This is a genomic window from Asticcacaulis sp. (genome assembly GCF_051956075.1).
GTDB lineage: Bacteria > Pseudomonadota > Alphaproteobacteria > Caulobacterales > Caulobacteraceae > Asticcacaulis.
The window spans coordinates 1-10,411 of sequence record NZ_JBQCGA010000040.1 but is presented as its reverse complement, the minus strand read 5'-3'; the positions used below and the strand labels follow the sequence as shown (position 1 = coordinate 10,411).

Sequence of the window (10,411 nt, the reverse complement as noted above, 5' to 3'; positions counted from 1 at the left end):
CTCGGCGATCTGGATGCCGTCCGCGCCGCTGGCCGCGCTGAAAACCGAACTGCCCAAGGCGAAGATCAGTTACAGCGAAGGCGACGATGTCGCCGCCGCCGCCGCCGCGGCAGCCAAGGCCGATGTCGCCGTCGTCTTCGTCACCGACTGGAAAGGCGAAGGCTTCGACACGACCCTGGATCTGAAGGACAATCAGGACGCGCTCGTCGCCGCCGTCGTCAAGGCCAACCCCAAAACCGTAGTGGTGCTGGAAACCGGCGGCGCGGTCTTCATGCCGTGGCTAAAGGACGTGCCCGCCGTGCTGGAGGCCTGGTATCCGGGCATTCGCGGCGGCGACGCCATCGCCGACATTCTGACCGGCAAGGTCAACCCTTCCGGCCATACGCCGATCAGCTTCCCTGCCTCGGCGGACCAGTTCGCTCATGCCAAGATTCCGGGCTTCGGCCAGCCGTATGAGACGGCGGTGCATGTCACCTATGACGAAGGCGCGGCCATCGGCTACAAGTGGTACGACGTCAAGGGTTTCACCCCCATGTTCGCCTTCGGACACGGCCTGAGCTACACCACCTTTAAAGTGTCGGACGCAAAAGCCGGGGCCGCCGATGACATGATCACCGTGACGGCGACGCTCAGCAATACCGGCAAGCTGGACGGCAAGGGCGTCGCCATGGCCTTTGTCGCGCCCGCCGATTACCGCGCCGTGGGCTGGGAAGCGCCCAAGCGTCTGGCCGGTTTCACCAAGCTCGATCTGAAGCCCGGCCAGGGCCAGAGCTTCTCGATGCAGGTCGATCCGCGCCTGCTGGCGACCTGGGAGGCCGCCGACGACAGCTGGCATATCAAGGCCGGAACCTACCACATCCTGCTCGGCCAGGCCGCCGACGACCTGCCGGTCAGCGTCGATGTGACCTTAAGCGACAAGGTGTGGAGCGCCGTCCACGCGCAGTAGCCGCCGCTCTGGACGAACGGTCATTGTGTCGACGCCGTCAGCGTCGTCTGAGGGGACATGGAACCGTCCCGGCGGCATGGCGCCGTCGGGATGGCTTGTCATTTCGATTTTATTGGCAATGTTATTTTCGTGTGTAAAATTTTTCTCACATGCCCTACCGCATGTAAAATTTTACGCGCAAAAACAATGTTTTGTGTTGCACGATTACTATAGAAGGCGCTGACCATCGAAAATCCAAGGCGGCTTTCTGGCCATTATCATACAAAATATGCTAGTTCGACGCATAGCTTCCGTTCAGGACGACACGACGCATAAGGTCGGCGCGCCTGTAGGGTCGCCATAAAAAAGTTGGGAAGACGTCACAGTTAACCGGCAAGATAGAGCGCTTATTTGCGCTTTGTTTCCGTTTTTACATATAAATGCGGTTTTACCGGCGCTCACACTCTTCCCGTTTGCGTTTACCCCCTCCGGCTCAGGAACAGCCGGAACGACTTGCCAGGGAGAAGAGTGTCCATGAAGCCCGCCTTCTATACGAACCCCCGCGCCCAGCGCGCCGCTGTCCTTCTGGGCGGCGCCTCGCTGCTGGCCATCGCCATGCTCGCCGCGCCCGCCTTCGCGCAGGACGCCGCCGCGACGACGCCCGCCCCGAACGATTCGACCGTTGTGGTCGTCACCGGTCAGCGCGCCCAGTTGAAAAGCGCGCAGAAAATCAAGAAAGACTCCGACGTTATCGTCGATTCCGTCACCGCCGTCGATATCGGCGCCCTGCCGGACCGCTCCGTCGCCGAAGCGCTGCAACGCATTTCCGGCGTGACGATCCAGCGCGCGGCCGAGCCAAACGACCCGATCCGCATGACCGCCGAAGCCGGCGGCGTCGAAATTCGCGGCCTGTCCTGGGTGCGCTCTGAACTGAACGGCCGCGACATCGTCTCGGCCAAGAACGGTCGCGGCCTGAGCTGGGGCGATGTCTCGTCGGACCTGCTGGCTGGCGTCGATGTGTTCAAGAACCCGTCCGCCGACATGGTCGAAGGCGGCATCGGCGGCACGGTCAATCTGCGCACCCGCCTGCCTTTCGATTCGAAAAAGCAGGTCATCGCCTTCACCGTCGATAATACGCGCGGCGACCTGCAGCAAAAGGATCACCAATCGGGCAGCCTGCTTTATTCGAACCAGTGGGACACCTCGATCGGCAAGGTCGGCGCGCTGTTCAACTATTCGATGGTTGACGAAGGCAATATGACCAATGTCATCGCCGTCGATCGTTACAATCCCGAAACGACCATCGACGGCAAGAATGTGCTGGTGCCCAACACAATGGGCTGGCGCACGATCGAGTGGAATCAGAAGCGCACCGCCGCCTACGCCGCCCTGCAATGGCGTCCGAACGATCAGTGGGAATTCACCCTGACCGCGCTGAACGCCAAGGCGGTCCCGAAAAACACCGAATACAATGTCGGTTTCTATAACGACTCAGGCGAAATCACGACCCTGACGCAGAACAAACTGGACAGTTCGGGCAAACCTATTCCTGATGGAAATGGCGGCTATGTTCAGGAAGCCACGCCTTCAGCGGCGACCTATAAGTACGACTCCAACGGCGTGTTCCAGAGCGGCGCCGTCTATGGGGCGGGCATCACCTCCAATACCCGCTACGGTGAAGACCATAATGAAACCAGCGACATCGCCCTGCACGCGCGCTGGATCGCGTCCGATCGCCTGACCCTGGCCGCGGATCTGCAATATGTGCGCTCGACCTCCAGGGTCTTGTCCAACACCGCCTTCATGCAGGTCGCCAACAAGCCGGACGCCACCATCGACATCTCCGGCGCCCTGCCGGTCATCAGCGTCTCAAACGAGTCCACTGTCGCCGATCCGTCGAAATACTGGTGGGCCGCCGCCATGGACCATGTCGAGGACAATTCCGGCAAGGAGCTCGCGGCGCGCATCGACGGCGATTACGACATCGACGCAGGCTGGCTGAAGGACTTCAAGTTCGGCGTCCGCGCCACGGACAAGACTTATGACACGCGCCAGTCGGGCTATAACTGGAACGCCCTGTCCTATCAGTACTGGGGCGCGCCCGGCGCGGGCGCCTATCCGGTCTATGGCTCGGACACCGGCGCGGACACCTATTCGGTGCGCGATTTCTCGAACTTCATGAACGGCGCGGTGCCCGTACCTGGCACGGTCGTCTTCCCGTCAGCTCAGATCGTCAATCAGGGCACGGCGCACACCTACGACATCCTGAAATCGACCGAAACCGCAGGCTGGGGCTGGACGCCGCTTTCGACCGACTATTCGACCTATGCCTCATCGGGTGGTCTGAACTTCCAGAAGGAAAAGACCACCGCCATCTATGGCCTGTTAAAGTTCGGCCATGACGTCAATCTGGGTGGTTCGGAGCGCACCATCGACGGCAATGTCGGCGTGCGCTATGTTGAAACCAAGTCGACGGGCGCAAGCTATGTCGTCATGGCGGCCCCGACCGTCATCGCCGGCCAGTGCAACGCCAACTGCACCGAATTCAACAATTACCTGGCCTTCGCCGCGGGCGGCTTCACGCAGCCCTATAACGGCGGTCGCAACTATTCCAACGTGCTGCCGAACCTCAATGTCCGCCTGAAGTGGAACGACCAGTTGCAGTTCCGTTTCGGTGCCTCCGAAGGCATGGTGCGTCCGGACATGGCGTGGCTGAACCCCTATTCGTCCATTGGCGCCACCATCTACTTCACCGGCGCAGGCGGCAAAACCTTCGACCATGCCGACTATACCGGCACGGGCGGCAATCCGAACCTGAAGCCGATCACGGCGGCGCAATATGACTGGACCGGCGAGTGGTACTTCGCCCCGACCGGCAGCGTTACGCTCGACCTGTTCTACAAGAAGCTGAAGAACTACATCTATTCGGGCACCTCGCAGGAGACCTACACCAATAACGGCCAGACCCTGACCTTCGATGTGACCCGTCAGGAAAACGGCAATGTCGATGGCGCGGTCAAGGGTTATGAACTGGCCTATCAGCAGTTCTATGACGCCCTGCCTGCGCCGTTCAACGGTCTGGGTCTGCAGGCCAACTACACCCATATCGACTCGTCCGGCGGTCGCAATTCCGGCTCAACCAGTGGCAGCAGCCTGAACGCCCTGCCGCTGGAAGGCATGTCGCCGGACAGCTATAACGTCGCGCTGATGTACGAAAAGTACGGCATTTCGGCGCGTCTGGCCTATAACTGGCGCTCGACCTATCTGTACACAACCTCGGCGGCGAACGTGAACCGGCCGTTGTGGTCGCAATCCTACGGTCAGGTCGATGGCTCGGTCTTCTATACGATCAATGATCACTACAAGATCGGCGTGCAGATCACCAATCTCGGCCACTCCACCACTCGCCAGCTCGTATCGTCCGATCTCAACAATCCGCTGGTGCGTGAATTCTACTCGGCGATCAAGACCGACAAACGTATCTCCTTCGTGCTGCGCGGCCTGTTCTAAACCGGGGTTCGTTTCGAGCGGAGCGGGCCTCGCCCGCTCCGGCCCGCGCATGGCGAAGCTTCGCCTTTTCTCGACCTGGACCCTCCGGCGCAAACCGGAGGGTCTTTTTTTGGCGCGCCTTCGTTTCAGGGTTATGATAGGCCGCCCGCACAACTGGCCCGCCGGGGAGTCCGCATGCCCGAACCGATCCGTAAAATCATCATCGCCGGCGGCGGAACCGCCGGATGGATCACCGCCGCCGCCCTGCGCGCCGGGCTGGCCAAAGAGGTCGATATCCTGCTGATCGAATCCGAGGACATCGCCACGATCGGCGTCGGCGAAGCCACGATTCCGACCATCCGGGTCTTCAACGAGCATGTCGGCATCGACGAACTGAGTTTTATCCGCGCCACCGAGGCCACCTTCAAGCTCGGTATCGAGTTCGTCGGTTGGGGCCAGGATGGCAACCGCTATTTCCATCCGTTCGGCGATTATGGCGGAACCTACGAGGGCATAGCCGCGCATCAGATCTGGCGGCGTTTGAACCTGGCGGGCGACGAGACGCCGCTGGAAGCCTACAGCATCGGCACGCAACTGGCCTATGCGGGCAGGTTCTTCCCGCCGAACCCCGATCCGCGCTCCCCGATGCACGACTATTCCTACGCCTTCCATTTCGACGCCGGACTCTATGCGCGCTTCCTGCGTCAGGTGTGCGAGCAGCGCGGCGTGCGGCGGATCAACGCCAGGATCGCCGACGTCAATCTGCGCGCCGAAGACGGTTATATCGACAGCCTGACGCTCGATGACGGACGCACCGAGGCCGCCGACCTGTTTATCGACTGCACCGGTTTTCGCGCCCTGCTGCTGGGCGAAGCGCTGGGCGTCCCGTTTATCGACTGGTCCGGCTTCCTGCCGGTTGACCGCGCCTGGGCGGTTCCGACGCAGAAACCCGCTTCGCCGCATCTGACCCCGTTCACCCGCTCCACCGCGCGCGAGGCTGGCTGGCAATGGCGCATCCCCTTGCAGCATCGCACCGGCAACGGCCATGTCTTCGCCTCCGCCTATACGTCCGATCAGGACGCGCTTGACACCCTCATGCAGAACCTCGACGCCGCACCGCTGAAAGACCCGATGCTGCTGCGTTTCAAGACCGGGCATCGCAAGGTCTTTTGGGAAAAGAACTGCGTCGCCGTCGGCCTGTCCACCGGCTTCCTCGAACCGCTGGAATCGACCTCGATCAACTTTATCCAGAACAGCGCGATCCGCCTGCTGGAGTTGTTTCCGGCGAAGGATTTCGACCCTTATCTGCGCGACGAGTACAATCTGCGTAATCAGGCCTCCTACGACTATGTGCGCGATTTCATCATCGCCCATTACTGCCTGAACGACAAACCGGGCGCCCTGTGGCGCGATTGCGCGCATATGAGCCTGCCCGACGACCTGCAATGGAAGCTGGAGCTGTACAAGCGCCGCGGCGAGGTGCTGGTGCGCAAGTTCGATCACTTCCATGAGCCGTCGTGGATTTCGATCTATCACGGCCACGGCCTGCGCGCGGCGGCTTACGATCCTCTGGCCGACCGCATACCGCTGGAGGCGCTGAGCGAGACGATGCGCAAGCGACGCGAACAGATCGCGCAGGTTATCGCCAAACTGCCGCGCCACGAGGATTTCATCCGCCAGCACTGCGCCTCCGAAGCCTTCGCCATCGCCTGACGCGCGCGAACCTTTCGACGGAATCAGATTCCTACTTTATGGGACGGACTGGCGGGTGAAATCAGAAGCCGACTGGGTCGTCGACACACGTTTTGCGGCATCTACTTGGTTAAATTATCGTTAAGGTGGTGTGAAACTTGAAGAGGACGGTCCCGTCCCTCCGGCCTGTGCCGGAAGCGGACACGGGTCTGACTTCGGGTGATCATCATGACGGCGCAACCTGTTTCCTCCTCTGTGGCTATGAAGACGGATGCGGCGATCGACTCCGACATTCTGGTTCTGGGCGATGGCTTTGCGGGTCTTGTAACCGCTTTGGCCCTGTCCCAGGGCGAACGACGGATCGTCATTATCGCCTCGCCGCGCGCCAGGGGGATTGATCTTTTGTCCTTTACCCGGATGCAGGCGCAGAAGCTGACGGCGTTGACCGGCGAACGGGCGCCCGTGCTGACCGAACTCGGCGACGGCGGCGTTGAGGAGGCGAACCTGATCGACGCTCTGCGCGCGGCCTGCCCCGAAACCGTCCGCCATATCGAAGGCGATGTCGCGCGCATCCTGCCCCATCGCCAGACGCCGCTGGTGGAACTGAGCGATGGACGCCGCGTCTCTGGCCGGTTGCTCGTCATCGCCACGGCGCCGCCGCCTGAACTGTTTTCGGCTCTGGGCCTGCGTCGTTACGTCATGTCCGAGGCGCACCTGCACCGGATCAGCCTGACGCTGGCGCCGCGCGGCGATCTGACGGCGCCGGACGCCTTCGCCATCCCCGTTCCCGGCGGAGGTCAGGCGCGCGTCTTTCCCCTGCTTCATTCACCCGGCGCGCTCGGTCTTGAGCTGCATCTGTATGATTCGCCCGACAGCGAACGGCTGCGCGCCTTCAGGACCGCGCCGGAAGCGGCTCTGTTCGCCGTCCTGCCGCATCTGAAAGACCGTTTGTCAGGCTATCGTGTACAAGGCGCGGCGCAGGTGCGCGTCTGCGACCTCTATGACGTCGCCCGTCCTTCGCGCAGCGGTCTCGTCCTGATCGGTCAGGCGCGGCGCGGCGATTGCCCTGCCACCGGCGAGATGCGGCTGCTCGACGATCTGGCGGCGTTGCAGATTCTGGCGCCGCAATGGCTGGAACAGGGCGCCGACCTGCATCGGCTGGACGCCTTTTATGACGACGAGACGCGCCGAAAGCAGGAGGCCGCCGCATATCGCCGCGCCATGCGCATGCGTCGCGCCGCTGTCGAACCCGGTCCATGGCGGCGGCTGCGCCGCGCGCTGTCGCGATCCGCCGCCGCGCCGCAACCTGCGACCGCTCTGCGGTCCGGCCATACGGTGCGGGTGCGCAGTGCGGTCGAGATTCTGGCGACGCTGGACGCCGACGGTCGGCTGTAGGGCCTGCCCTTCATGCCGGAAATGGTCGCGCAGATCGGCGCGATCAAAACCATCCGCAGGCGCGCCGGACGCACATGCGTCGAAGGCGAGGGTTTGCGCGGCATGAAGAACGCCGTCTTTCTCGATGAGGCTCGATGCGACGGCGGCCATCATGAGGGTTGCCAGCGCGGCTGCGACGCCTTCTGGAAGACGGCCTGGCTGAGCGCCGATCTGACGCCGCCCACCGCGTCCGAAGACGCCGAGCGCGCGGCGCGATTGCGGCTTCTGCACTTGATGACGCACCGGGGAGGGCCGTATGTGTGCCAGTCAACGGCGTTAAAATCCGCTACGCGCGCCCTGTCGCAAATGCACCTCGGCGCCTTGCTTCGCGAAGTGCGGCAGGGCGATATGCGCCTTGACCACTTTCTGCGCCTGGCCAACCGCGCCCTGATCAACAAGACGCGGCGGCTGTTCGGCCTGCCGGAACTGGATCTGATCGTTGGGGAACCGGGTAAGACATCGCGCGGCGCGCTCGACCTCAAACCCGGCGACTAGGTGCGCGTGCGCGACGCTGAGGCGATCCGCGCCACGCTCGATCCGGCCTCGCGCAATCTCGGCCTCAGCTTTGAGCCGGAAATGGCGCTGGCCATCGGTCAGGTGCGGCAGGTCGATCAGGTGGTCACGCGCATTGTACATGAAGTCACCGGCGAAATGGTCCATCTGACGCGCACCGTGACGCTGAATGGGCTGGTGTGCGAGGGCGTCTGCGCTAAGCGGTGTCCGCGCGCCAATCCGTTATTCTGGCGCGAGGCGTGGCTGGAGCGCGTCCCGGCGCCGGATCAGGTTTCGGACAGTTCCTCCTCCCAGTCCTGACCGCCGTAGAAGGCGCGCAGGAAGATCACCGCTTCGTCCGTGACCAGAAACAACAGGGTCACGCGGCCCTCGAAGCTGATGACGCGCAGATCCTGGCGGATATCGTCGCGCCGGGTTCCGCGCTCGGCGGCGAGGTCGAACTTACGGCAGTAGGCTTCGATCCTTTGGACGTATCGCAAGGCCAGCGACGGACTCGTTTTGAGCTTGATCCAACGATAGATGTTGACGAAGTCGCGGCGTAAGGTCGGTGACAGGATAACCTTTCTACGTTTCATTCCGCCGCCTGTTCAGGCGCGCTTTCAAGCGCTTCGATATCCGCATAGATTTTTGCGAACGCCTCGTCGATCGGCAGGGCGCGCTCAGGATGCGCCATGTAGTCGTCATAGGCTTTGGCGCCCTCCTCGCGGATGAATTTTTCCAGCGCGGCGGCATGGCGCTGTTCGCGACGCAGGCTTTCGCGGATGACTTCGGAGGCGTTGGCGTACTGGCCGGACGCGACCTGCGCTTCGATGAAGGCGGCCTGTTCTTTGGTCAGGCTGATGGTCTTCTTGACGATGTTCGACATGGCGCGGGACTCCTATAGTCATACCTAATCATACTATATCACGACCCGCGCCCTGCCACTATGTTTAGAATTTGAGCAGAACCTCGGCGATCTGCACGGCATTGAGCGCGGCGCCCTTGCGTAAGTTGTCGCCCGCCACGAACAGGACGAGGCCGTTATCGGCGGACGGATCGATGCGCACGCGGCCGACCTGCACCGGGTCGCGGCCGGTGACGGCCAGCGGGTTCGGAGCCTCGGCGATCTCTACGCCCGGCGCATCGCGCAACAGATCGAGAGCGGCTTGCGGCGACAGCAGGCGTTCGAACTCGGCATTGATCGACAGGGCGTGGCCGGTGAAGACCGGCACGCGCACGCAGGTCGCCGCGACCTTGAGGCCGGGGATGTTTAAGATCTTGCTGCTCTCGTCGCGCAGATTGAGCTCCTCCTCGGTTTAGCCGTCCTCGCCCAGAACATAGTTGAGCGGCACGACATTGTAGGCGATGGGCGCGACCCATTTGCGCAAGGCGCCGAGATCGACCGCCCGTCCGTCCGTGGCCAATGCGGCGATGTCCGAACCACCCGCCAAAATCTGGTCGCGCAGCACCTCTATGCCTTCAAGGCCGCCGCCCGACACCGCCTGATAGGTGCTGGCGATCAGCCGCTTCAGGCCCGCCGCGTCGTGCAGCGGCTTCAGCACAGGCATGGCCGCCATCGTCGTGCAGTTCGGGTTGGCGATAATGCCTTTGGGGATATGGTTCAGCGCTTCGGGATTGACCTCGGCAACCACCAGCGGCACGTCGGGATCGGCGCGCCAGGCCGAGGAGTTGTCGATGACCACGGCGCCCGCCGCCGCGACCTTCGGCGCCAGCGCCTTCGAGGTCGCGCCGCCTGCCGAGAAGAAGACGATGTCGAGACCCGCATAGTCCGCGGTCGCCGCATCCTCGACCACGATGTCGCGCCCCTTGAACGGCAGGCTTTTGCCCGCCGAGCGCGCCGAGGCGAACAGGCGCACGCTGCGCGCCGGGAAATCGCGCTCGGCGAGGATGGACAGCATCATGCCGCCGACAAGGCCGGTGGCGCCGACAATGCCGATACTGGGTCCGATATGAGGTTGGGATTGCATGGGTTCACGTCTCCTGAAAACTGTTCAGCGAGCGCGAGGGTGTCGGACTTGGGAAAGTTCAGACCGGCCCCGCGTCATCGCGAGGCCTGGTCCGATCAGCGCTTAGACCCGCACGACCGAACCGCCCCGCTGAAAGCAGGTCGGCTTCATTGTCGTTGTTGTCATTGGCGTCATGGACATGGCGCGGGGTCATACAGGGGAATGAAGGCGCTGTAAAGCGGCGATGCACGCGCCGGATGCTCACGGCGGCTCAGGGGTGAAATAGTCCATGCCATAGGTCTGGATCCAGTGTTGCAGGCGCGGACAGTTATAGAAACGATCCTCTGGATCGTAGCGCTGGCCGCCGGGCCACCAGCCGCAATCCTCGGCGATGTCGAAGTCCTGCTGTTCG

Annotated in this window: 8 protein-coding genes and 1 pseudogene; 6 read left to right on the top strand and 3 right to left on the bottom strand. The window is 62.7% G+C overall.

Going from position 1 to position 10,411, the window contains the following annotated elements; all coding sequences use genetic code 11:
- The 6 genes from ACTHLA_RS10600 to ACTHLA_RS10575 all read left to right on the top strand — a co-directional run.
- A partial coding sequence (locus ACTHLA_RS10600; protein WP_440188553.1) for a glycoside hydrolase family 3 C-terminal domain-containing protein occupies positions 1-946 on the top strand: 946 nt, incomplete at its 5' end.
- Positions 947-1,459: 513 nt separating this feature from the next.
- Positions 1,460-4,435, top strand: coding sequence for a TonB-dependent receptor (locus ACTHLA_RS10595; RefSeq protein ID WP_440188550.1), 2,976 nt, complete (start codon positions 1,460-1,462; stop codon positions 4,433-4,435).
- Between the two features lie 174 nt (positions 4,436-4,609).
- On the top strand, positions 4,610-6,127 hold the full coding sequence (locus ACTHLA_RS10590; RefSeq protein ID WP_440188547.1) for a tryptophan halogenase family protein: 1,518 nt from the start codon (positions 4,610-4,612) through the stop codon (positions 6,125-6,127).
- Between the two features lie 207 nt (positions 6,128-6,334).
- Positions 6,335-7,501: a hypothetical protein gene (locus tag ACTHLA_RS10585; protein ID WP_440188544.1), complete on the top strand. Its 1,167-nt coding sequence runs from the start codon at positions 6,335-6,337 to the stop codon at positions 7,499-7,501.
- Between the two features lie 12 nt (positions 7,502-7,513).
- A complete protein-coding gene (locus ACTHLA_RS10580; protein WP_440188541.1) occupies positions 7,514-8,035 on the top strand; it encodes a hypothetical protein in 522 nt (173 codons plus the stop codon).
- Positions 8,036-8,353 carry a hypothetical protein gene (locus tag ACTHLA_RS10575; RefSeq protein ID WP_440188538.1) on the top strand — a complete coding sequence of 106 codons (318 nt, stop codon included), beginning with the start codon at positions 8,036-8,038 and terminating at the stop codon, positions 8,351-8,353.
- On the opposite strand, the gene ACTHLA_RS10570 is transcribed toward ACTHLA_RS10575, so the two are convergent.
- The 3 genes and pseudogenes from ACTHLA_RS10570 to ACTHLA_RS10560 form a co-directional block, all read right to left on the bottom strand.
- On the bottom strand, positions 8,320-8,628 hold the full coding sequence (locus ACTHLA_RS10570; protein WP_440188535.1) for a type II toxin-antitoxin system RelE/ParE family toxin: 309 nt from the start codon (positions 8,626-8,628) through the stop codon (positions 8,320-8,322). The genes ACTHLA_RS10575 and ACTHLA_RS10570 overlap by 34 nt on opposite strands.
- Positions 8,625-8,918 carry a type II toxin-antitoxin system ParD family antitoxin gene (locus ACTHLA_RS10565; RefSeq protein ID WP_440188532.1) on the bottom strand — a complete coding sequence of 98 codons (294 nt, stop codon included), beginning with the start codon at positions 8,916-8,918 and terminating at the stop codon, positions 8,625-8,627. The genes ACTHLA_RS10570 and ACTHLA_RS10565 overlap by 4 nt, the downstream gene beginning before the upstream one ends.
- A gap of 64 nt (positions 8,919-8,982) precedes the next feature.
- Positions 8,983-10,020, bottom strand: a pseudogene (locus ACTHLA_RS10560) (aspartate-semialdehyde dehydrogenase).
- Positions 10,021-10,411: the final 391 nt, after the last annotated feature.

Coding starts and splice junctions, on each gene's coding strand:
- ACTHLA_RS10595 (WP_440188550.1), top strand. CDS start 1,460: ATGAAGCCCGCCTTCTATACGAACCCCCGCGCCCAGCGCGCCGCTGTC.
- ACTHLA_RS10585 (WP_440188544.1), top strand. CDS start 6,335: ATGACGGCGCAACCTGTTTCCTCCTCTGTGGCTATGAAGACGGATGCG.
- ACTHLA_RS10570 (WP_440188535.1), bottom strand. CDS start 8,628: ATGAAACGTAGAAAGGTTATCCTGTCACCGACCTTACGCCGCGACTTC.
- ACTHLA_RS10580 (WP_440188541.1), top strand. CDS start 7,514: ATGCCGGAAATGGTCGCGCAGATCGGCGCGATCAAAACCATCCGCAGG.
- ACTHLA_RS10565 (WP_440188532.1), bottom strand. CDS start 8,918: ATGTCGAACATCGTCAAGAAGACCATCAGCCTGACCAAAGAACAGGCC.
- ACTHLA_RS10590 (WP_440188547.1), top strand. CDS start 4,610: ATGCCCGAACCGATCCGTAAAATCATCATCGCCGGCGGCGGAACCGCC.